20 protein-coding genes and 1 tRNA gene are annotated in these 22,044 nt (G+C 45.7%); 10 read left to right on the plus strand and 11 right to left on the minus strand.

What is annotated here, in order from left to right; translation table 11 throughout:
* The 3 genes from VX941_10105 to VX941_10115 form a co-directional block, all read right to left on the minus strand.
* Positions 1-1,033: AAA family ATPase (locus VX941_10105; GenBank protein MEE2933757.1), on the minus strand; the 1,033-nt coding region annotated here is incomplete at its 3' end.
* Positions 1,034-1,090: 57 nt separating this feature from the next.
* The gene (locus VX941_10110; GenBank protein ID MEE2933758.1) at positions 1,091-1,678 is read right to left on the minus strand and encodes a DsbA family protein; all 588 of its coding nucleotides are present in this window, start codon (positions 1,676-1,678) and stop codon (positions 1,091-1,093) included.
* 135 nt (positions 1,679-1,813) lie between these two features.
* On the minus strand, positions 1,814-2,305 hold the full coding sequence (locus VX941_10115) for a DciA family protein (GenBank protein MEE2933759.1): 492 nt from the start codon (positions 2,303-2,305) through the stop codon (positions 1,814-1,816).
* 103 nt (positions 2,306-2,408) lie between these two features.
* On the opposite strand from VX941_10115, the gene mutY reads away from it, so the two are divergent.
* On the plus strand, positions 2,409-3,479 hold the full coding sequence (gene mutY / locus VX941_10120) for an A/G-specific adenine glycosylase (GenBank protein MEE2933760.1): 1,071 nt from the start codon (positions 2,409-2,411) through the stop codon (positions 3,477-3,479).
* Between the two features lie 2 nt (positions 3,480-3,481).
* On the opposite strand, the gene VX941_10125 is transcribed toward mutY, so the two are convergent.
* From VX941_10125 to VX941_10140, 4 genes are all read right to left on the minus strand, one after another.
* Entirely contained in the window at positions 3,482-4,582 is a 1,101-nt protein-coding gene (locus tag VX941_10125; protein ID MEE2933761.1) for a site-specific DNA-methyltransferase, read from the minus strand.
* Positions 4,583-4,719: 137 nt separating this feature from the next.
* Positions 4,720-5,328 carry a ribonuclease HII gene (locus tag VX941_10130; GenBank protein ID MEE2933762.1) on the minus strand — a complete coding sequence of 203 codons (609 nt, stop codon included), beginning with the start codon at positions 5,326-5,328 and terminating at the stop codon, positions 4,720-4,722.
* A gap of 33 nt (positions 5,329-5,361) precedes the next feature.
* A complete protein-coding gene (locus VX941_10135) occupies positions 5,362-6,738 on the minus strand; it encodes an MmgE/PrpD family protein (protein MEE2933763.1) in 1,377 nt (458 codons plus the stop codon).
* A 266-nt stretch (positions 6,739-7,004) separates the two neighbouring features.
* On the minus strand, positions 7,005-8,342 hold the full coding sequence (locus VX941_10140; protein MEE2933764.1) for a cation:proton antiporter: 1,338 nt from the start codon (positions 8,340-8,342) through the stop codon (positions 7,005-7,007).
* A gap of 420 nt (positions 8,343-8,762) precedes the next feature.
* Here VX941_10140 and VX941_10145 point away from each other — a divergent pair, with 420 nt between their 5' ends.
* Complete coding sequence (locus VX941_10145) at positions 8,763-9,449, plus strand: TIGR04283 family arsenosugar biosynthesis glycosyltransferase (protein ID MEE2933765.1); 687 nt, start codon at positions 8,763-8,765, stop codon at positions 9,447-9,449.
* A 14-nt stretch (positions 9,450-9,463) separates the two neighbouring features.
* Complete coding sequence (locus VX941_10150) at positions 9,464-10,036, plus strand: TIGR04282 family arsenosugar biosynthesis glycosyltransferase (GenBank protein MEE2933766.1); 573 nt, start codon at positions 9,464-9,466, stop codon at positions 10,034-10,036.
* A 79-nt stretch (positions 10,037-10,115) separates the two neighbouring features.
* Here VX941_10150 and moaB read toward each other — a convergent pair whose 3' ends face one another.
* From moaB to VX941_10165, 3 genes are read right to left on the minus strand one after another with little or no spacing between them, the layout of a single operon-like run.
* Complete coding sequence (moaB, locus tag VX941_10155) at positions 10,116-10,637, minus strand: molybdenum cofactor biosynthesis protein B (protein ID MEE2933767.1); 522 nt, start codon at positions 10,635-10,637, stop codon at positions 10,116-10,118.
* Complete coding sequence (locus VX941_10160; GenBank protein MEE2933768.1) at positions 10,627-12,411, minus strand: lytic transglycosylase domain-containing protein; 1,785 nt, start codon at positions 12,409-12,411, stop codon at positions 10,627-10,629. Before VX941_10160 ends, moaB begins: the two co-directional genes overlap by 11 nt.
* Before the next feature lie 60 nt (positions 12,412-12,471).
* Complete coding sequence (locus VX941_10165; protein MEE2933769.1) at positions 12,472-13,311, minus strand: uracil-DNA glycosylase; 840 nt, start codon at positions 13,309-13,311, stop codon at positions 12,472-12,474.
* 99 nt (positions 13,312-13,410) lie between these two features.
* Here VX941_10165 and VX941_10170 point away from each other — a divergent pair, with 99 nt between their 5' ends.
* The 6 genes from VX941_10170 (at position 13,411) to VX941_10195 (ending at position 19,900) form a co-directional block, all read left to right on the plus strand.
* Entirely contained in the window at positions 13,411-15,057 is a 1,647-nt protein-coding gene (locus VX941_10170; protein MEE2933770.1) for an electron transfer flavoprotein-ubiquinone oxidoreductase, read from the plus strand.
* Between the two features lie 133 nt (positions 15,058-15,190).
* Positions 15,191-16,960, plus strand: a complete 1,770-nt coding sequence (locus VX941_10175) for a tetratricopeptide repeat protein (protein MEE2933771.1) — start codon at positions 15,191-15,193, stop codon at positions 16,958-16,960.
* Positions 16,957-17,850, plus strand: a complete 894-nt coding sequence (locus VX941_10180; GenBank protein MEE2933772.1) for a 4-(cytidine 5'-diphospho)-2-C-methyl-D-erythritol kinase — start codon at positions 16,957-16,959, stop codon at positions 17,848-17,850. The genes VX941_10175 and VX941_10180 overlap by 4 nt, the downstream gene beginning before the upstream one ends.
* A 276-nt stretch (positions 17,851-18,126) precedes the next feature.
* Positions 18,127-18,201: transfer RNA gene (locus VX941_10185), tRNA-Gln, on the plus strand.
* A gap of 30 nt (positions 18,202-18,231) precedes the next feature.
* A complete protein-coding gene (locus VX941_10190) occupies positions 18,232-19,659 on the plus strand; it encodes a Na+/proline symporter (protein ID MEE2933773.1) in 1,428 nt (475 codons plus the stop codon).
* A 103-nt stretch (positions 19,660-19,762) separates the two neighbouring features.
* On the plus strand, positions 19,763-19,900 hold the full coding sequence (locus VX941_10195) for a hypothetical protein (protein MEE2933774.1): 138 nt from the start codon (positions 19,763-19,765) through the stop codon (positions 19,898-19,900).
* Between the two features lie 359 nt (positions 19,901-20,259).
* Here VX941_10195 and VX941_10200 read toward each other — a convergent pair whose 3' ends face one another.
* A complete protein-coding gene (locus VX941_10200; protein ID MEE2933775.1) occupies positions 20,260-20,556 on the minus strand; it encodes a hypothetical protein in 297 nt (98 codons plus the stop codon).
* A 284-nt stretch (positions 20,557-20,840) separates the two neighbouring features.
* Here VX941_10200 and VX941_10205 point away from each other — a divergent pair, with 284 nt between their 5' ends.
* Entirely contained in the window at positions 20,841-22,043 is a 1,203-nt protein-coding gene (locus VX941_10205; GenBank protein MEE2933776.1) for a CoA transferase, read from the plus strand.
* Position 22,044: the final 1 nt, after the last annotated feature.

The following is a 22,044-nucleotide window of genomic DNA, read 5'->3' on the forward strand; positions in this document are numbered from 1 at the left end:
GCCGAGCAATGGTTTCAGCTGCTTCCTTCGCAAGATCATTTTCACGAGCTAAATCTCTTTCAATTTGATCAAGCCGGCGGGAGATCTCAGCACTAGCTTCTGAGATCCGAGATTCTTCATTATCAAGCTCTTTAAGGGCCACGGTAAGTCTTTGCAACTCGGCTGCCGCTTGCACGGCAGTATTGCGTAGTTGCGGTAAAGCCTGCTGGGCGTCAGCTCTTCGTCGTGAGGCAGAAGCTGCTGCTCGAGTTCGCTCCGATACAAGGTGCTCTATCCTCGTTAATTTTGCAAACGAGGATTCCTTAGCATTTGATGCATCCCTCCAGCGTAAATGCAGAAGAATAGCTTCTTTTTCTAAGATTTTTGCGGCAATTTTCCTGTAACGCTGAGCTTGTCGAGCTTGACGTTGTAGGCCACGGCTCTGATCGTCAAGCGCGCCGATAACATCATCAAGCCGCTCTAGATTAGATTCAGCGGCTTTTAAACGAAGCTCTACCTCGTGGCGACGCGAGTGGAGCCCGGTTATGCCCGCTGCTTCCTCTAGAAGAGCACGTCGTTCTGATGGTTTTGCACTGATTAAAGCACCCACCCTGCCCTGACTGACCATTGCTGTGGAGTGGGCCCCACTGGCCAGATCAGCAAAAAGCAATTGAATATCCCGCGCACGTACATCATTGCCGTTTACTCGATATTGAGAGCCAGAGTCTCGCTCTATACGCCGTGAGATTTCTAATACTTCCGCGTCGTTAAACCGTGCAGGGGCGCCTCGGTCGGAATTATCGAGTGATAAGGTTACCTCGGCAATATTACGCGCTGGCCGACTAGCACTTCCGCCGAATATAACGTCGTCCATCTCAGCGCCGCGCATCCTTTTAGCTGAGGTTTCTCCCATTACCCACCTCAAAGCCTCGACTATATTGGACTTTCCGCAACCATTAGGTCCGACAATACCTGTCATTCCAGTTTCTATGGGCAATTCTACTGGTTCAACAAAGGATTTAAATCCTATAAGGCGGAGGGTTGTAAAATGCACTTTTAATCAAATTCAATTCTAATGGGTTTGGTAATGAAGCTGAGTTCTGCAGGTGTTTTATTTATTGATGATTTTTTCTATAGACGAGTAATCTCCATCCACCTTTTCTCCGTTGACAATAATTGTGGGAGTAGAGTCAACGCCAAATTTTTTTGCGTATTCTGACATCTTTTTCCGCATGCCTTGGTAAAGTTCTTCATTTTTGAGGCAAGAATCAAATTCTTCTGATCCCATACCACCTAATTTAGCTATTTTTTTGAGCGCTGCGACGGGGTCACTTTTACGTGTCCAGCTGCTAAAATTTTTAAACAATGTAGTTACGTAAGGTCGATAATATTTGCGTGGTGCGCATCTGCTGACCATATGGGCAAGTACTGCTAGATTATTGAGCGGAAAGTCCCTCGAAATGAATTTTGCTTTTCCTGTGTCGATCAGGTTCTTCTTTATTTTCGGCAGTACGTTAGCATGAAATTTCGCACACTGACCACACGTTAGAGAGAAATATTCTATGATAGTATTGGGAGCCTCGGGGTCACCCATAACGATGTCTTTTAACTGTGATTTGGTGTCTAGAGCTTTGGTCTCTACCGGTTGAATGGCGATAATCAAAGCTGATAATAGAAATATTTTGAAAGCACGGGTCACTGTTTAATCCTTAGTTTTTCTAATGAGCGATTATAAGGAAACTAATGTGGCTCAATCAAGGTGCCCTCCATTATCGAACCTAATAAGTTAAACCGGATGATTTTTTCGATATATAACTCAAGCAATTCTCAAAAATTAGTCTTTTTTACTTGATTCGCGCATTTTTACAGATCGGCCAAACCGTTCTAGTAAGTGCATTAACTTTGGAGCACTGGTTTTTTGGTCGAGGGATTTTTTATAAATAAACTCGGTTGAAGTGACTGCTTCATTCTTGGGTTTGTTTACAGGGCCATTGATAATATTCAATCGCATTACCGCTCGGTAACCAAAATAGGTATTTATGCGATCGAGAATTTGGGGTTCTAGGTGTTGAATTTCTAGTGCTGCCCCCCCCTCAGCTTTAAGACTAAGCACACCAGAATCTCGTTTATTTCGTGGAAAGGTGAGTTTTTCTGGTGCGCTCATTTGTGCAATATCAGGCCCAACTATGGTTGGCCAGTCAGTAATGAGCCCAATATAGGAAAACCCGAATTTACCGAGCGCTTTTCGTGTCAGTGTTGGCAAAAGCGCGGCGAGCGGTAATGGTCCGCTCCGGCGCCTTTTGTAAGCATCTTCGAAATCTTGCATATACCTGAAAACTTTTTGATTGTTTTAGATTGTAGATTGATTTCCAGCTAGTAAAGTATATCGTCACTATCCTGCTCTAACTCTCTTCAATGGAAGATTAGCTGTGTCAACGAAAGATTACATGACTGCCGCTAATGAGTTACTCAAGTGGTATGACACAAATCGCCGTAACATGCCATGGCGTGTGAGCTCGAGCCAAAAACCAAATCCTTATTTTGTCTGGATGAGTGAGGTCATGCTGCAGCAGACGACTGTCGCGACTGCCGGACCTTATTTTAAACGCTTTATTGCTCGCTGGCCAACGGTGGCAGACATGGCGCGAGCTGAACTCGACGAAGTTCTAATGGGTTGGGCTGGCCTAGGCTATTATGCGCGGGCGCGAAACCTTCATAAATGTGCGCGAATAATTGTTGATAAGTATGATGGCCACTTCCCTGATCACGAGGCGGAGCTTTTAAAACTTCCGGGTATTGGGCGTTATACCGCAGCTGCAATTTCTGCAATCGCTTTTGGAAGGCCAGCTGCGGTAATGGATTCCAATGTAGAGCGTGTGATGGCTCGTCTGCACTCCGTGCTTGACCCGTTGCCAGCGTGTAAACCAACACTTTACAGCCATGTGTCAGATATGACTCCAACTTTTAGGCCCGGGGACTATGCTCAGGCGGTCATGGACCTTGGAGCAACCGTATGTACAGTGCGGAAGCCAAAATGTGATCTATGCCCCTGGACAAAAAGATGCCAGGGAAAGAACATTGCAGAATTCATTCCATTGAAAGGGTCGAAGCCAAAACGTCAAACAAGGCGTGGGATAGCATTTTGGATAACAAATCCCAAAGGCGCGGTGCTTTTGCGAAGGAGGCCCGAAAAAGGCTTACTTGGTGGAATGATGGAGGTACCCAGCACAAACTGGGTTGAAGGTGCCTTGCCAGACAGGAAAACAGCAGCCATGGCAGCACCGCTGCAGATGGCTTCTTGGGATGAAATTTCTGGAACAGTAAGGCACACTTTTAGTCATTTTCATCTTGAGCTAAACGTGGTTACAGCTTCAGTGGACAGGGTGCACACGGTGCCGCAGGATTGCATATGGTGTCAACTGATAGAACTCGAAGAACAAGCGTTACCTACAGTAATGCGTAAGGTGGCAAGGCTTGCAGTAACAAATCTTCGAAGGTGATATCAGTTGAGTTCCGACCGTAACTGCTGACGCAACGAGTCAATCGGAATTGTTTTACCTTCAACGTTCATGCACCAAAATGTCCAGCCATTGCAACTAGGGGCACCTTGAACTGCTGCGCCAACTTGGTGAATGGAACCCCGATGTGTCGCAGAAATTACCGTGCCGTCCGCCCTTACTTTTGCAGTATGTTGATGATCGGGGCTTACCAGCACATCGCCCGCAGAGAGTAGTCCACGCTCTACAAGCCAACCAAAGGGAATTCGAGGTTGGCGCCGCTTCGAGGGACTTCTTATCAATTCTAATGAATGTGGCTCCGGAGTCGCTCCAATTCGCTCTCGGGCTGCCTTGACATATGCAGGATCACTATCGATGCCAAGATATCGTCGTCCCAACTTTTTTGCCACCACCCCAGTGGTGCCAGTTCCAAAAAAGGGGTCTAGAACTAAATCGTCGGGATTAGTCGCAGCCAAAATAGCGCGATAGATTAGCGCTTCCGGCTTCTGAGTAGGATGGATTTTATCTCCTTTTTGATCACGCAACCTTTCCGAGCCCGTGCAGATTGGAAGGAGCCAATCGCTGCGCATTTGTAGATCTTCGTTGAGCGCTTTCATAGCATCATAATTGAAGGTGGGTTTGCTTGTTTCTGATTTTGCACACCAAAGAAGCGTTTCGTGGGCGTTGGTAAAACGAGTGCCCCGGAAGTTGGGCATTGGATTGGTTTTGATCCATACTATATCGTTCAAAAACCAAAATCCCATGTCCTGAAGCGTTGCTCCTACTCTATAGATATTGTGATAAGTGCCAATGACCCATATAGTACCATCATCTTTTAAAACGCGCCGCGCTTCGGCAAGCCACTTGCCAGTGAAGGTATCGTAATCTGCAAAAGTTCCAACTTTGTCCCATGCATTGTCGACACCGTTGACTTTGGTGTTGTTTGGGCGGTGAAGATCGCCTCTAAGCTGTAGATTATAGGGTGGGTCAGCAAAAATCATATCTGCACACTGATCAGGCAGTTTAGACATCACTGTTGCGCTGTTTCCAAGAATGATTTTCGAATTAATCATTTCTTTGGGAGAATGTTTTACACTCAAGGCCATTATATCGCCTGCATCCTATTATCTTAAACCTGCGTGATAAAGTAATAAACAATATTAAAATATACAATACTTATGCAATGCTAAGTAATACATTTTGTATTACATAAAGATACTTACACAATATATTGTATCGAACATTAAAATTTTGATATTATTTTAGCGACAGGAGAGAATGTCTTTCGGTGATGCGGTGTAACCCCTATCTTTGCAAGCGCCTCCCGGTGCTCCTTGGTTCCATAGCCCGCATTTTTCTCCCAGCCATACCCGGGAAAGGTTTTGGCTAGCATGGCCATCTCACGATCGCGATGGACTTTTGCAACAATTGAGGCCGCTGCGATTGAAAGGGATAGGGAGTCGCCTTTCACCAATGTTTCGACTTTACAGGGAAGATTTGGTGCCTGATTGCCATCGACTAGCGCAATATCAACTGAAATCGAGAGTGCTTGTAATGCTCGCTTCATAGCCATAAACGTTGCACTTAGAATATTAGTGTCATCGATCTCGGTTACCTCTGCGCGGCCGACACCAATTTCTGCGCATAAGTGAAGCAAAGAGAAAAGGTGTTCACGCTTTGCCGAGGAAATAACTTTTGAGTCTCTAATTCCAAATCTTAATTCATCTGGCATTTTGCTCTGGTGCAGGACAACGGCAGCAGCGACAACTGGGCCAGCCCAAGGACCACGGCCTGCTTCATCAATACCAGCAACTCGGCCGCCCATGGAAATCTCGCGGCTTAAATCAGGCACTATGAGTTATGCAGAGCAAGTTATCAAACTTTCCTAAGCAATTTTCAGTCCAGAGAGCGCCGTGCATATACCAGACTGACATTCAAATGACCAAACTGCATCGATAACTTGATTAGTGTTACAATGGCCGATTAGGGGTCCTGCCAACGCCCTGAACTTGTGTTCGAGTTTTTCACCTTGAGTGCCAAAATCCTCCACTGGCGGTCCCATGTCTCCATGTTCGGTAATAACGGTTTTATTATCAAGATAAACGAAGACATCACTTGCATAGCGATCAAGATTTTTTGCAGAACTAACAAAAACTTTTTTTCTCATCTCTGCAATATCCGCACGTTGGGCGGCAACGTCATTGTAGCTTCTAAGACTACTTGTTTCTTCTCCAAGGATTGCCAATGCTGCACTATGGCGGTAGCTAAATTTTGCCTCATAACCGGTTTTTGGTTCCTGAATATTGCAAACATCGAGCGCAAATGGTGGCACTCGCAGCTCAATTCTTTCCAGCTTTTCTGCATCAAAAGCTGGATTTTTCTTAATCGTTGCTAATGCTTCCAGCATTGCGTGGGTCCCGAAGCATGATGCATGGTATTTAAATTTTACATCCAATGTATGGAATATATTTCCTAACCCTTCTAGTGCTTCGTGCGGTTGAAAGCTGTCTGTTTGAGTATCTGCAAAGCCCTGTCTACATTCAAGGACATCGGCCCTGCTGATAAATTTACGGGCTGCGAGTTCAGCCGCTATCACGCCGTTCATTGCGGCTTTCCCTGCATGGAGGGGCTTGCATTCGGTTCCAAACATGCACTTCAAGCCTGCAGCTTGAGTAGCTGCAATGCCTAGGCAATGGGCAGTCTGGTCCGCGTTTAGATTCATTAAGCGAGCGGCAGCTGCAGCAGCTCCCAAAGTGCCCACGGTACCCGTTGCATGCCAACCTTTCTCGTAATGTTTGTCTCCCATCATAGCGCCCACGCGTGCATCAATCTCAACCCCGGCAACAAAAGCCGTTATCATTTCTTTGCCACCGACTGCGAGCTTTTCTCCGAGGGCTAGAACAACCGGCAGTACAGTAACTGTTGGATGCCCGTGTAAAGGACGCAAGACATCGTCATAATCAAGTGCGTGGGCAGCAGTTCCATTTACAAAAGCAGCTTGTGATGGAGAGGTGCGGTCCCCATATCCAACAACCGTCGATTTTGGATTGCCCCCCTCTTCTCGAACAAATGATATGACCTTTTTGGCAAGCGGTTCACGCGAGCCTGCGAGCATAACACCTAGGCCATCGAGAACGCACTGTTTGGCTACTAAAACGACGTTACTTGGGAGGTTTTGGAATTTCAATCCACTCGAGTAAGCTGCGAGTTGCCGTGTTATATTTTCAGCGTAAGAGCCCACATCAACAGCATGTCGCGCCATTTTCCCCCCTTTGGTGCATCTCTGTTGCCTGCCTTAAAGGCTGAGCAAATCAAATCTAGTATTTCACCAGTCCCTGCGCAGCGCTTTTGTGAAGAAGAATATATTTCATATTCTTTCGAAACTGCGAATTATTAGCCTAGACTATACCAGATATTCATTATGAAGTGCAAATAAAGGCAGGTGTGAAGGAGGACTATCAAGCCATATTCGCGGTGGCGGTCCCGCCTTAAAACCGATCACTTTTCGCATATATGCACATGTTTTCTTCAATCTTTCCCGTAGCCTTTTATCCGCTTAGAAGCTTGATCTGAAATTTTTATCCAGAATTGCTTAAGATTGCGTAAAATGACCTTTGTTCTGATTATGGTATTTCGGCTAAATTCGTCGACAAAATGCCATTCACGGTAATAGACAAAATGCAGGAGATCCCCAAGACTTTGTATTCGATCAGTAGCGCGATGTTGCAATCGATGCATGGTATTTAGCCAAAGTGGGCTGATTATCAGTGAAAGTACCGTAATGGCAACTATTAAACGATGTGTTTCGCTCGCTATTATCCTGTGGTCTATTGCAACAGCGCCCAACACAAAGGAAAACTCGCCAATTTGTGCTAACATTAAACTTGCGAGGAATGCGTGACGCCAAGGCTCACCGAACAAATGCAAAAGCCCAACATTTAAAGCAGTTTTAAATACCGAAACAAAGAGCCATAAGATTATCACCAAACTGAGATTATCTAACAAAAATTGGAGATCAATTAAAAGACCGATTGAAAGAAAGAAAACCATTAGTAGGATATTTTCTATAGGTTTAGCTAAATCAAAAAACAATGATCGTTGTCGGCTGTTGCCTACAAATAGCCCCGCCAAGAAAGCACCGAATGCTGGCGAGAGGCCGAGCAGGCCAGCCAGGGCGGCTGAACCAAAACACCCCGTGAGAGCAGCCAGAGGGACTAACTCCTTTTTATCCTCTGCAATTTTCCCAAGCGGTAAATCTATAGCCTGGCGCCGACTGAAGTAGAGAACTGCGAAAATGAGAAGTGCAATGGTCATGCCGACTTTCAAAATCACATTAAAAACGGTCACATCCTTGCTCAAACTTTCTAGAACTAAAAGCATTGGTGCTACGGCAAGGTCTTGCGCAATGAGGATTCCAACCGCAATCATGCCAACCCGGCTTCGTAGTTCACCGGTATCCTCTAGTAATCGTATAGCGACGGCAGTGCTGCTCAGCGCTAAGACGAATGCAAATAGGATGGCGTGTTCAAGTGGCCAGTCCAGAGCCCAGCGAAATAACAGCATCACGATGAGAGAAACAACAATCTGTAAGGCGGCTACTCCAACCGCAATCCGCCAAATGCGCCGGAAGCTGCGAAGTGAAAGCTCCATGCCGATGAAAAAGAGCAGCATCAAAACGCCTAGTTCTGCTAGCGGTCCAATCAACATTCGGTCCTCTACAATAGCAAATGCCGAGGGTCCGAGTATAATGCCAGCAAAGATATAACCGACTATTGGCGGTTGTTTTAAGCGCGCCAAGGCCATTCCGCATAGTGTGGCAGCCGCAGCTACGATTGCTAGCCCTGTAAAATCGCTTCCGTGTTCCATGTTTTATTGCTTCTTACTCAACTTGCCCAGCAAACTACGAGATATTTCTTCATTTGAGGTATTTACAATCTGTCTTTGTGCACATTTTCAGTACGGACAGACGCTTTAATACGCTGATACAAATTGATGTGGCATGTACATTATTGAAACTCTATGGAGTAATCCAATTCTATTTGCTTGAGATCGCAATGCTATGTTGCCTTTCTTCTACCTAAACTCTTAAGTTACATGCGCAAACTAATGTACTAGCAAGGTGATAACTTTTTAAAAGAAGTCATAATACAAATGTCATTATAAATATTGGAATATTTATTTCCGCAAATTGAAAACTTAAACCTAACTTGTAAGAAAGAAGTCGCGACATTTATACATTTCTTTCCGGAAAGAGCTTAAAGGAAATTTACAAAACAGGAATACAAGGTGGATAAAATAAGTATCATTATACCCACTCTTAACGTTGCACATGTGGTGGGTGCTACGCTTCAATCTCTTGGGACTTTGGATGGGCTTAATTTGATTCGGGAAGTGATTTTCTCTGACGGTGGCTCTGATGATTCTACTGAAGAAATTGCTTCGGCATGTGGGGCAGAGTTCATTAAGGGACCTGCCGGTCGAGGCAGGCAGTTGCAGCGCGGTGTGGAAGCTTCCACGGGGTCATGGCTGTTAATACTGCATGCGGATACCAAGCTTTCTTCGGGGTGGGAAAAGCATCTGCAAAATTTCATGCAGGAGCATAAATGCCACGCTGGATATTTCCAATTTGCCTTGGACGACACCGGAATACGGCCATATTTACTCGCTCGGCTAGTATCCTTTCGCTGTCGCGTCTTCTCCTTGCCCTACGGTGATCAAGGTTTGTTTGTCTCGAGAGACCTTTATGACGCGGTTGGTGGGTATGCTGGAATCCCTTTGATGGAGGATGTTGATCTTGTTCGCCGGATAGGGCGAAAAACCCTTCGAGAAGTTCGTGTTACCGCTACAACCTCTGCCGTTCGGTACCAGCGATACGGATATATGGTTCGTATAATACACAACTTGTTTTGTTTGTTACTTTTCTTTTTTGGTGTGCCGCCTGCAAAAATAAAAAATATATACGAGGCCATATGAGGCATCTTGTGATAATGGCGAAAGCCCCACACCTAGGGGCAGTTAAGAGTCGGCTGGGGCACGACATTGGCAGTTTAGCCGCACTTCAATTCTATGAACGTAATTTGCGCTCAACTTTGAGGAGACTTTCCAGAGACCGCCGTTGGCGCACAAGCTTGGCAACCACTGGCGCACCAACTCGTTGGTCGAACATCACTCCTCGCAATGTTCAAATAATGGAACAAGGACACGGTGATTTGGGCGATAGGATGAATCGAGTAATGGAAGCCATGCCCTCTGGGCCCGTTATCATAATAGGTAGCGACATTCCGAATATTTCGCATCATGATATTTACGAAGCATTCTCAGAGCTGGGTCGTAATGATGTAGTGTTAGGGCCAGCCCCTGATGGGGGGTTTTGGCTTATAGGCGAGGCCCGCCGCCGACTATTACCCCCTATTTTTCGAAATGTTCGGTGGTCAAGCCAATACACTCTTAAGGATACGTTGGATAATCTCGACTACCGTCACGCATATTCGTTCATTAGAGAATTATTGGATGTAGATGACGGTAAAAGTTACGATACTTGGCGTAAAATGAATAAATAATACAATTTATGACTTAAAAATTCTATCATTATTGGCTCGGTAGAAGGCAACGTATTCGATGATTATATTGAAGCAAATACTAATGTTCTTTCAATCGAGGCATCAGCTCGACAAAGTTACATGGGCTGTGCCGGCTATCTAATTGATACATTAAAATCTCGTCCCAGCCATCGCGACATGCGTTGGGTGAACCAGGTAAGGAGAAAATATAGGTGCCGTTGGCGACCCCAGCGCAGGCTCGGCTTTGTATCGTTGACGTAGCAATTTTTTGATAGCTTATCCAGCGGAATAATTCGCCGAAACCTGGGATTTCTTTATCCCAAATCCGCCCTACGGCCTCTGGCGTTACATCCCGTCCGGTTATCCCCGTGCCGCCAGTAGTGATGATGACGTCTACATCCGTTTCATTAATCCATAAAGCTAGTTTGGTAACGATTTTTTCTACATCATCTTCTACAATATCACGGAACAGTAGGTTATGACCGGCTTCAGTTATGCGTTGTTCAAGCAAATCGCCGGATCGATCATCTTTTTTCTTACGGGTGTCCGAGACGGTAAGTATCGCAATATTGACTGAGGTGATCGAATTTTTATTGTTCATGTCTCGTGTTTTCCTTGGCGTTTTTATCAAGCGCAATGTAAGTGGGCCATTTTCCTGAAGCAAGAGCGTTCAGCGAAGGTGCTTTTTGTTTAAGGTGCTCACGGTAAATCCAATAATTTGCTAACACGCGCTCCACAAAGGTGCGCGTCTCACGGGCTGGAATGCTTTCTATGAATAAAAGGGGGTCAGACTGGTAATCTATTTCTTTTTGCCAGTGAGAAAGATTACCTGGCCCACTGTTATATGCAGCAATCAAGTAAAAAAGGTTTTTGCCGATAAAATCATTCCTAATAAGGCGGCGCAGATATTTTTGACCTAACGTTATATTTAGCACTGGATCAGACAAAGATGAGCGTCGGCCATTCCACATACTGTGGCCCGCAATATCGCGGGCTGTGCGAGGCATTAATTGCATGAGCCCAGTGGCTCCCATGCGACTTCGAGCACGCGAACGAAATCTTGACTCCTGACGCATCAACGCAAAGATCAGAGCGTTATCTATAAGGAAACCATTTGCCGGCTTCCAAGCAGGCAATGGATATAAGGCACTATCGAACGGTTTGCCATCTTCATCAATGAATGTGTGCCCTAGGCGATAGGAAAGTTGAGGAAGCTTGCCTCGAATTGCAATATTTAAAAGTATACGAGTGTTTTTTTTGGATTCTCGAAGCGCAACAAATTGCATCTCAGCTTCAGCTCGTACCCATTGATTGAGCTGAATTAGAGCTAGAGCTCGTCTGAGGCGAGGGTGATGTTTCATTGCATCGACATCTTGCGCCTTTAGTGGAGGTATATGCCAATTAAGTGTTGGGGCGGCGCCGAGCAGGTGGCATGCCAGCATTCCATAAAAAGTACGAGGTTTCTGAGCCGCGATACTAAGGTACTGATTGACTTGACTTGGCTGTGCGGCTCTCAAGTAAGCACGTGCTGCCCAAAAAGCTGCAGCTGTTTTAAGAGGTGTTATTATCGTTCTGTCTTTAGACACTTTTGAAAAGTAGATAGCAGATTTTTCAAAGTTACCTAAGCGCCAACTTGCTAAGCCTGCCCACCAATTTGCGTCTTCATTACCAATAACCATCCGTTTTGCAGCACGGTCAGCGAGAGTCACTGCCAGTTTGTCTCTTTTTTCATGGTAATAACCTCTTGCCAATGCCGCGTAGGCTTTAGCAAGCCCACGACTTCCTAAAACTTTAGAATTCCTTCTGGATTTAAGAAGGGCGTGGGCATTCCTCGTCTTACGTTTTGCAATTAACCCATTTAAACGGCGCAGGAACCGGCGAGTTTCCCTCGAGCTATTATTTGATATTTTGCGTTTTTGAGGTGCTCCATGGCTAAAAATAATTTCTTCAGACAAAACACCTTGTACCTTTGGTAACTTAGGTAGAGGTACTATCGTATGCTTCGTGGGCCTTCGTTTCTTTGCTAATCGATAGATTCGTATTGCCCCAGGCCGATCGGAAAATTTTTCAAGCCAAGATTTCAGTTCATGGAATAGAGCTCTGTGTTTTGTTGGATGCATATAACGTTGAAACAATACGTGGCTTTCCAGAGATTTGTCATTAATCTTTTCAAAGAACTTAGTGGCTTGAGCCCATTTTCCAACTTGTTGAAGTGCAAAAACTCTCTGATAGAGGTGAGCGTCTCTCACTGAAAGCACATTGGGTAAGCTGGTTGCCGAATTATCTCTCAGGTCAGCGGCTGTTGCTATACCAATCAGTGCAAAATTTAGAAACACAAATACAACGAGGCCTTTTCGTATGTATCCAATATCCATTTAAAAAATACGGTCGGGCCCGCCGACTGCTCCTTTGTTGAGTCAACCGGACATATCAAATTAGCAATGTTCTAGCAATTTTGTTTTAACTGCGCGGAAGTCCCGCCAAGCCTGTCGTTTTTGGTTAGGTTGACGCAACAAAAATGAGGGATGAAACGTTGGCATGCATGGGATTTCATGGTTCACATTCGCAAGTTGAATATTTGACCACTTTCCACGTAACCGCATTATGCCTTCCTGGGTGTTTAAAATAGTCTTGGCAGCAATTCCACCCAACAAAATAATGACCTTTGGATTTTTCAACTCGATGTGACGCCAAACAAACGGTAGGCATGCTGCGATTTCAGATTTTGTAGGATTGCGGTTGCCGGGGGGGCGCCAGAAAAGTATATTCGTGATGTAACAATCATTAGATCTATCTAGATCAATGCTATGCAGTATTTTATCAAGAAGAATTCCGCTTGCACCAACGAAAGGGCGGCCGCACTTATCTTCTTCAACTCCGGGAGCTTCTCCGATTATCATCAAATCCGCAGCTGGATTGCCGTCTGAAAACACGGTGGTTGTAGCTGTGAACTTTAGTGCACACCCTTCAAATCTCTCAACTACAGCTCTCAGTTTTTCGATGTCTGTGGCAGCCGATGCTCCTGTGGCGGCGTCATGCGCTCCCTCAGCGGGAGCCATCTGGTTTTTGCCAACCGGTGCAGGACGCGACACTAACCCATTTGCCGGCTGAACTATTCGCGTTGCGGTGTCTTTAATTTTTGGTCTATTATTCTGATTTGTGTTTACAAAACGATCGATTGGCGTTTTTGAAGTTAATTCATCAGCTCCCATTTCAATCAGCCATTTAAGGGCTTGGGTAGCGTAGAGTTTTGAGCGGTCAGTATAGCTTACCATCTTGTCGGAGGCCCCCTCTGTAACTATGTAGTGTAGTATACCGATTTGCTATAAAGAGATAACGTAAAAGAATAAATCTGTGATATCCGGAAGGGGCACATGGAACGTGATTCGATGGAATATGATGTGGTTATTGTTGGCGGAGGGCCGGCAGGCCTTTCTGCTGCAATCCGACTTAAGCAGCTATGTGTTGAGAATGGCGCGGAAATAAGCGTTTGCGTATTGGAAAAAGGGTCAGAAGTTGGCGCACACATCCTGTCAGGTGCAGTTTTGGAACCTCGGGCTTTAAACGAGCTTTTTTCTGACTGGAGGGACATGGGCGCTCCACTCAACACACCAGTTACTGATGAAAAGTTTATGTTACTTAACGAATCATCAGCGTTTAATATCCCCACTTTCTTGTTGCCCCCGGCAATGCACAATAAGGGTAACTATATAGTCAGTTTGGCAAACTTTTGCCGGTGGCTCGGAGAGCAGGCTGAAGCGCTGGGCGTGGAAATCTATCCTGGCTTCGCTGCATCAGAAATTCTTTATGGCGACGATGGTGCTGTGCGTGGTGTTGCTACCGGTGACATGGGCGTGTCAAAGACAGGCGAAAAGAGCGATATGTTTCAGTCTGGGATCGAACTTCACGCAAAATATACGTTCTTCGCCGAGGGATGTCGTGGTCATCTAGGAAAAATTTTGATGGAACGGTTTGGGCTTCGTGCTGGCGTCGAACCACAGACTTATGGTATCGGGCTGAAAGAGCTATGGGAAATTGATCCAGACAAGCATCAAGAAGGCCTCATCTTGCATAGTGCTGGTTGGCCCCTGAAGAGCGATACGTATGGCGGATCATTTTTATATCACCTCGAAAACAATCAGGTGTCTGTTGGTTACGTAGTAGGGTTGGATTATTCAAACCCATATCTTTCCCCTTACGAAGAATTCCAGCGTTTTAAAACACACCCAAAAATCAGACCGTTCTTTGAAAATGGTCGAAGAGTGGCTTACGGGGCACGGGCCATAAACGAGGGCGGCCTCCAATCGTTGCCGAAATTAGTATTCCCCGGAGGGGTTCTTGTTGGTTGTGAAGCCGGGACCGTAAACATGCCCAAAATTAAAGGCAGTCACACCGCCATGAAAACGGGTATGTTAGCGGCTGAGGCAGCCTTTGACGCGTTAACCGGTGGGAATGCTCCTGCCGAACTACTTGCGTATGCAGATGCGTTCGAGAAAAGTTGGGTATATGATGAGCTTAAACAAGCGCGTAATGTTCGTCCTGCTTTTAAATGGGGTCTCTGGGCCGCCACACTTTACACTGGTATAGACCAAATTCTTCTCCGTGGCAGGGCTCCTTGGACACTAAGCCATGCTCATGCCGACCACGAGAGTTTAGAGAAGGCTGCTGATTGTGTCCCGATCAATTATCCAAAACCTGATGGTGTTATTACTTTTGACCGTTTAACAAACGTATCTTTCTCAGGTACCAACCACGAGGAAGATCAGCCAGTACATTTGACTTTAAAGGATCCAGATGTGCCGATTAATCACAACCTTGCAACTTATGATTCTCCAGAACAACGCTATTGCCCAGCCGGTGTATATGAAATTATCCCGGGCGATGGTGACGCTGCTCCCAGGCTACAAATCAACGCACAAAATTGTGTTCACTGTAAGACCTGTGATATTAAGGATCCGACCCAAAATATAAATTGGGTTACACCACAAGGTGGAGAGGGGCCCAACTACCCCAATATGTAGAAAGTAGTGTTCGGCGGTTGTGTGTCGTTGTCTACGACATCCGCCACATTGTGTTGAATTTGACGTAAATTAGTTTGTGGCGGTGGTGCCACGTCCTTTGGATCTGTGTTTAAAATCTTTATTGGATAAATTCATGACAAGATCAGTTGCGAAGGTATTTCTCGGACTTACGTCAATCGCAGTGGTTATTAGTGTGTTGGCTTATTTACTGCTATTAACCGACAAGAAATCCGGGAAAATTATTACGAAATCAGAAGTTATTACCCCCCCGTCATTGGCCATTGAAAAACCCTCGATTTTTGGCAGGTTCTTAGCTGGGCGGTTTGCCGAACGACGCAGTGATTTGAAGCATGCCGCACTATTAATGGAAGAAGTACAACAAGAGGAGCCCAAAAATGAGTTGTTCTTGAGTCGAGCATTTGTGCTGGCTGTGAGTGCCGGATTTAATAATAAAGCACTAGAGTTTGCTCGACAGATGGAGGGAAGATCTGGTTATGATTCAACTGCTCGGATTGTTCAAATCGCTTTTGATTTTAGAAAGAAAAACTATTCTGCAGCGTTGGGCAGGTTAAAGAATGCTGAGACTAGTGGTTTGGGCCTTTATGTCGTGCCGCTGGCAAGAGCTTGGAGCCTAGCGGGCCAAAAAAAATTTTTTGAGGCCAGAAATGCCCTCGCTGTAATGGCACAGGAAAAAGGATCAAACTCGATATATCGGTTGAATATGGGTTTAATTTATTACCTGGCGGGCGATCTTGATGCAGCTTATGAACAGCTTATAAAAGTCAATAACGATGGGAATTTTTTGACTGCGCCAGTCCGTGTCCAGCGGATTGTAATTCCAATACTCCAAAAACTAGGTAAAAGAAAAGAGGCATTAGAAATTATTGATGGGCAACGGGAGTCGGATGTTGATGACGTTATCTTTTCAGGTTTACGCGAGAATATAGAGAGTGGAAAACTTGTTGCATCTCTAGTGGAGACGCCCGCACAAGGATTAGCGGAGGGTTTATTCAGTTTGGCTAGTGCGTTGCCACGTGACCGAGCCAGCAATATGATTTTACTCTACACGCGGCTTGCCTGCATGTTTAAGCCGCATTTTCCGCTTGCGGAAATTTTGATAGGTGACATTTTAATGTCACGACAGCGGTTTAAAGATGCAGTTGAAAGTTATAGCAAAGTGGCTTCTGCGTCAGGTTATTCATGGACTGCGCAGCTGCGGACTGCTGACGCATTGTATGAGGACGGACGCTTGAATGAGGCACAGGTGCTTCTTGAGAAAATGGGAAACCTCCGGCCACGTAGGTTAGATGCATTACTTCGACTTGGTAACTTCTTTCGATTTAAGGAACGCTATTTAGAAGCTGTCGAAGTCTACGATCGCATGTTTGCTCGATTAGAAGCGCCAAAGAAGGAAGATTGGAACCTGTTTTATGCACGAGGTATTGCGCTAGAACGATCAAAAAATTGGGAAAGGGCCGAAAAAGACTTTCTGAAGGCGTTAGAATTAAATCCTAATCAACCGTACGTTCAAAACTATCTAGGTTATTCATGGGTGGAGAAACGGAAAAATCTAACACGAGCGAGACAATTGATAGAGAACGCCGTTGCTCAACGGCGCAATGACGGTTACATTGTCGATTCTATGGGCTGGGTTCTTTATCGGCTCGGAGAATTCGATAAAGCGGTACCGCATCTCGAACGAGCTGTACAAATAAGGCCACATGACCCGATTATTAACAATCATTTAGGCGATGCATACTGGCGTGTTGGGCGCAAGCAAGAGGCCCAATTTCAGTGGCGGCGGGCTCTCAGCTTTAAACCGGAAAAGGAGGAACGTGAGGAAATCGTCATAAAAATTCAAACTGGTCTCGGTAAACCAGAAATATTAGGAAATAGTAAATGACCGCCCGCGCAGACGATGCGATACGAGTATATGCCCGAGCAAAAATAAATTTATACCTTCATGTCTTAAACCGACGTGAGGATGGCTATCATGAATTAGATAGCCTTTTCGTTTTTGGAGATTTAGCGGACGTGATTGCGGTTACTCCCGCACGTTCATTGAGTTTGGAAATACTGGGCCCATTTGCTGGAAAATTGTCAGCTGAAGAAGATAATTCCGTGCTCCGGGCAGCCCGTCTGCTCGCAGATGCCGTGCAAATAGAGCCGCAGACAAAAATTACATTAACGAAGAATTTGCCAATTGCTGCGGGTCTTGGTGGAGGCTCTGCCGATGCTGCGGCAGTACTTCGGGCCTTGGCAGAACTTTGGAGAATTTCGCCCTCAGCGGTCGATCTCACGCTACTGGGATTAGGTATTGGATCAGATGTGCCAGCTTGCCTTCTTAGCGAGCCTTGCTACGTAGGCGGCATTGGCGAGCAGATAGAACCGGTTCCTTGTCTGCCGGCCTTGCCCTTATTATTAGTAAATCCAGGGTTAGAATTGGCAACGAGCTCTGTTTTTAGAACTTTTGGTACAAAATTTTCAGAAACTGCGCGGTTTCCAGAAGTTCCATCCACAATCCCTGATTTGGTAAGTCTTCTTCAAACTCGACACAATGACCTTCAGCGGCCAGCGATTGAAAAATGTTCAATGATTGCCGAGATTTTACACGTGATTAATGAAACGGAGGGGTGTTTGCTGGCTAGACTTTCCGGCAGCGGAGCCACTTGCTTCGGAATTTATGAGAATATTGTAGAGGCCAAGCAGGCAGCTGCATTACTCAAGAAACGAGGTTGGTGGGCAGAAGCTACTATTACTGCAAAAGCAGAGCGCCCATGGGAAAATCTTTAGCCAAATTTGTGCTAGGCATACTGTGGGGGCGTGGAGGTTTGTACGATCGGTCGTTGATATGGTAGTTCTGGCCCAACACTTTTTAAAGGATATCAGGGTAGGCTATTTTATAAAATAGATGCTTTTTTCTTTGCGCTAAGAGTTGGTTTCGGCTAGCAAAGCCTTACGACTTGAAACAGCTGGGTTTCTGTCAGCTGTACAGATGTATATCGATGTCGGGCTGTACACATGGTCGCTTGCCCTCGTCGTCATTCACTTCTATCTTTCAAGTCAGGAAGGGGCGTAGCCAAGCGGTAAGGCAACGGGTTTTGATCCCGTGATGCGCAGGTTCGAATCCTGCCGCCCCTGCCATCATGTTGCTGCTAGGCGGAGTGTGAAATCATGATGGACGTTCTATTGATTGCCCCGTGGCTGATTTTGCTTAGTTACGGGCTTCTAATTTGGCTGGTAATGCCAAGGGGAATTACAAGCACTCAATTTTTTAGCGGTAGTAGCAAAGGCGGTACCGAACCGAGTTTAGTGCTACTAACAGCAAGTGCTGCAATTTCCTGGATTTTCGCAAAGTCTATCACAAATGTTGCTGATTTAAGCGCTGCTTATGGGTGGATTGGGGCAATAGGATACTCTGCTTATTACCTTTGTTTTATTATTGTCGGCGTTACAATCTATTTTATTCGTACTCGAGGTGGCTGGGAGTCTCTACCCAGCTTCTTAATACACAAATACGGCCGAACCTGCACCAAACTCTTTATGGTAGCTATAGCAATTCGGCTTATCAATGAAATTTGGTCAAATACAAAGGTTGGCGCACTTTATTTTGGCATTGAAGGCAGTAGCGGGTATTGGATTGCAGTCATAGTTATCACAGGTTTCACTCTATTTTATTCTTGGCGAGGAGGTTTGCGTTCAAGTCTGGTTACTGATGGCGCGCAGATGCTATTGGCTGCGGTATTGCTGGTTGTTGTGCTTTCAACGCTTGGGCCGGGTCTATTTGCAGCTGGGCCACCAAGGGTTAACAATTCAACTATGCTTGCAGGGTCGACCTTTTTGTGTCTCGCCCTTGTTCAAGCATTCAGCTACGGGTTTCATGATCCCGTGATGACTGATCGTGCTTTTATCACTAGCCCAAAACGCATGGTTAAAGGCTTTTTCTTAGCGGGCTTAGTAGCTGGTAGCTTCATTTTACTTTTCTCTATAATTGGACTTTACGCACTGTCCCAAGGCCTAGATGGTGTGGCAGTTGTTGTGGTGCCAGGCGTATTCGGTCTTCCGATGCTTCTGGTGTTTAATGCCATTATGTTGACGAGTGCCGGCTCGACGCTTGATTCAACGTTCGCATCAACGGCGAAATTAGGGGCGCGAGATTGGACAAATAACCAAGAACATCCAACGGATAAACATTCGGCGCTTGGTCGGCGCCTGATGCTGGCGCTTGCCTTTTTAGGAAATTTGCCGCTACTAAGCATCTACCTCGGAGATTCTTTGGGGCCTGCAGTCATTGCTGCAACTACAATAAGTGGAACTATGGTAATGGGATTGGCACCAATATTTCTTCTGTCATGGATTAGAACGGCTGGAAAACTAAGTTTTCATCTGGCCTTTTGGCCAGGTTTGTTCTTCGGGGTGTTACTGACGCTGGAGAGCGCATTCAATATCCAAGTTTTCCCTGCAGCTCTTGACATAGGGGCAGGCAAATACGCAGATGATCTTGGCGTTAACATCTATGGCCTGTTAGTTTGCACCGGGGGATTTTTGCTCGGTGCCATGTTCTCAAAGCGGGACACTCGCGCACGTGAGATATCAGTTTAAACATAAGGTTATTTGGTTGCCCGCTTGTCAGAGCCCATAGGTCCAAAACATCGAGTCTTGAGTGTTTGCTGATTCTCATAGATAGAACCTTGATGGAGTGCTAATGGAAAGCATTTTCACGGGAATATTTGCAAGTCTTGGTTCCAATGTGGAGACACCGCGAACAATTAAGGCATCAAAGTTATCTATACCTTGCCCATCACGAATGCCATTCAGCGGCCATGCGTCGGCAGAAAAATAGCCTTGGATCAATAACCGGCGTGGTTTCGTAGAAGCGTTCGAAGCCGATCCGTGCCCAGAGCGTACATGATGGAGCGTTAACGGGCCGGCCGCTCCTGTCAGGGGTACAGCTTATGAAAAAGCCATTGGTGTTTTAATTGGATCGATCGCTCCACAGAAATACCCCTCACTGTGATGATCGATTACGCCAGCCTTGTGGGAGCCGGGAAATACCATCTTAGGCCCATTATCTTCATCAACGTCATCAAGATAGACACCCAATGCTAGGCCTGTATCGTTAGTGTGTTGATAGAATGCCCAGTCAGAATGTCATTCAACTGCCGCACCGTACCCCGGCGCTTTCATATTCATTTTTTTATTCTAGGGCCTAATATTGGGACCAATAATTTGCTCTACTGGGTTTAGGGCGATGTCACTGCGCAGGCATTCATTGAAAACAGCCCAACACGTGAATGGTGATTTAAGACGCCTAACCCTGGGCTTATGTGACGAGTGTGTTTGTTCAAGATCGTAGAATTCGTTGCTTTCAGTCAATCCTTTAGCATCTTCTACTATTTTATCCCTTAATCTCAGAATCTTATCTAACAAGCTAGTTGGCAAAGGCCTATCTGTAACGGTAACACTATCTTCCCAGTATTGTTCTAATTTGTCGGGCATAAAGCTTTTTGACCATAACAACGTTTCTTAATTCCAAATTCACATGTCATAAGGAAAAGCACCAGCCGAGCCCCTGTACCTTTCAAGATATATAATCAGTTACGCTAAATATAAATACGCGTAAATTTCATTTAATTACTATCGTGTGCGTTTTTTTTAGACTAATTTGATCGATCATATACTAGTTTTGAGGAGAACGCAGAACAGTGTGGGTCGCATGTCTGTTCTCTACTTGACTGTTAAATTTATATTGGTGGCTATTGAATAACTCCTGAGGACAATGGATGGACGATGATCTCCCTTTCAACGGCGTAAAAGTACTTGATCTTAGTCAAGGTGTAGCGGCTCCTTATTGCGGAATGATGTTGGCGCGTAATGGCGCTAGTGTAATTAAAGTAGAGCCGCCTGGAACCGGTTGCTGGAGCCGTCAGCTTGGTAAGCATAAGGGGGACCAGACTGCGCATTCAGTCGTTGTGCACCGCGGCAAAAGATCATTAGGTCTCAATCTTAAGAAAGATGAGGGCTTGAAGATCGCAAAAAAAATTGCTGCCCAATGCAACGTTGTTCTGCAGAACTACCGTGTTGGTAAAATTGACAAATTCGGTCTTGATTATGCTAGCGTTTCTAAGATGAATCCATCAGTCGTGTATCTATCGGTCACAGGGTTTGGCCATGAGGGCCCGCGCCGTAATTTGCCAGCTACAGATTCTGTGATGCAGGCATACACCGGTATGATGTCGATCAATCGTGACTATAACGGTACCCCCCAACGGATGGACATGTTGACTATTGATTTCGGCGCTGGGCTCTATTGTTTTCAGGCAGTAGCAGCCGCGCTCTACAGACAGGCCATTAGAGGTAGTGGAAAGCATATTCGAACTAGTCTGCTCGAGGCATCATTAACTTTCCAGGAGGCGGCAATGATGGAGTCTTACCTTCAAGAAGGCGATGCAGAACCGATCGGCATGCCGGTTGGATGTTTCAAGACCAAAGACGGCTTTATGAGCATCAATGCGCGTCGGGATCCCCATTTTAAAGCATTTTGTGAACTGATTGAAAAAGAAGAATGGATAGATGATCCACGCTTTGCCAATGCGCTCGATCGGGTTACCCACCGGGAGAAACTTTTAGAAGAGATTCGCCCCATCATACAAACGAAGACTTGTGATGAATGGAATGAGGCTCTGGATGGGATCGATGTATTGAACGCAAAAGTGCACACCCACAATGATCTGTTTAAAGATCCACAGGTCAAGGCAATGAGGGCAGTGCATTGGGTTAAGAATGACACCCTTGGTATGTTACCCATGGCGACAATTGCCGGGCAACCTCTGCCCGAAGATGGTCATCCGCTTACCCACAGCCCACATTTGGGGGAGCACAATGATGAAATACTAAGCGAACTGGGTTACTCCCAAGCTTATACAGATCAACTTAGAGCCAAGGGAGTGATAGGAGGTTATTGTAATGACAAGCCTTCAAAGTAGA

This window comes from Pseudomonadota bacterium (genome assembly GCA_036339585.1).
Lineage (GTDB): Bacteria > Pseudomonadota > Alphaproteobacteria > UBA8366 > UBA8366 > UBA8366.

What these genes read in the sequence shown, in the direction of transcription:
- VX941_10115 (MEE2933759.1), bottom strand. Translation starts at nt 2,305, where the DNA reads ATGCAAGATTTCGAAGATGCTTACAAAAGGCGCCGGAGCGGACCATTA.
- VX941_10125 (MEE2933761.1), bottom strand. Translation starts at nt 4,582, where the DNA reads ATGGCCTTGAGTGTAAAACATTCTCCCAAAGAAATGATTAATTCGAAA.
- VX941_10135 (MEE2933763.1), bottom strand. Translation starts at nt 6,738, where the DNA reads ATGGCGCGACATGCTGTTGATGTGGGCTCTTACGCTGAAAATATAACA.
- VX941_10140 (MEE2933764.1), bottom strand. Translation starts at nt 8,342, where the DNA reads ATGGAACACGGAAGCGATTTTACAGGGCTAGCAATCGTAGCTGCGGCT.
- VX941_10150 (MEE2933766.1), top strand. Translation starts at nt 9,464, where the DNA reads ATGGCGAAAGCCCCACACCTAGGGGCAGTTAAGAGTCGGCTGGGGCAC.
- moaB (MEE2933767.1), bottom strand. Translation starts at nt 10,637, where the DNA reads ATGAACAATAAAAATTCGATCACCTCAGTCAATATTGCGATACTTACC.
- VX941_10160 (MEE2933768.1), bottom strand. Translation starts at nt 12,411, where the DNA reads ATGGATATTGGATACATACGAAAAGGCCTCGTTGTATTTGTGTTTCTA.
- VX941_10165 (MEE2933769.1), bottom strand. Translation starts at nt 13,311, where the DNA reads ATGGTAAGCTATACTGACCGCTCAAAACTCTACGCTACCCAAGCCCTT.
- VX941_10170 (MEE2933770.1), top strand. Translation starts at nt 13,411, where the DNA reads ATGGAACGTGATTCGATGGAATATGATGTGGTTATTGTTGGCGGAGGG.
- VX941_10175 (MEE2933771.1), top strand. Translation starts at nt 15,191, where the DNA reads ATGACAAGATCAGTTGCGAAGGTATTTCTCGGACTTACGTCAATCGCA.
- VX941_10180 (MEE2933772.1), top strand. Translation starts at nt 16,957, where the DNA reads ATGACCGCCCGCGCAGACGATGCGATACGAGTATATGCCCGAGCAAAA.
- VX941_10190 (MEE2933773.1), top strand. Translation starts at nt 18,232, where the DNA reads ATGATGGACGTTCTATTGATTGCCCCGTGGCTGATTTTGCTTAGTTAC.
- VX941_10195 (MEE2933774.1), top strand. Translation starts at nt 19,763, where the DNA reads ATGGAAAGCATTTTCACGGGAATATTTGCAAGTCTTGGTTCCAATGTG.
- VX941_10200 (MEE2933775.1), bottom strand. Translation starts at nt 20,556, where the DNA reads ATGCCCGACAAATTAGAACAATACTGGGAAGATAGTGTTACCGTTACA.
- VX941_10205 (MEE2933776.1), top strand. Translation starts at nt 20,841, where the DNA reads ATGGACGATGATCTCCCTTTCAACGGCGTAAAAGTACTTGATCTTAGT.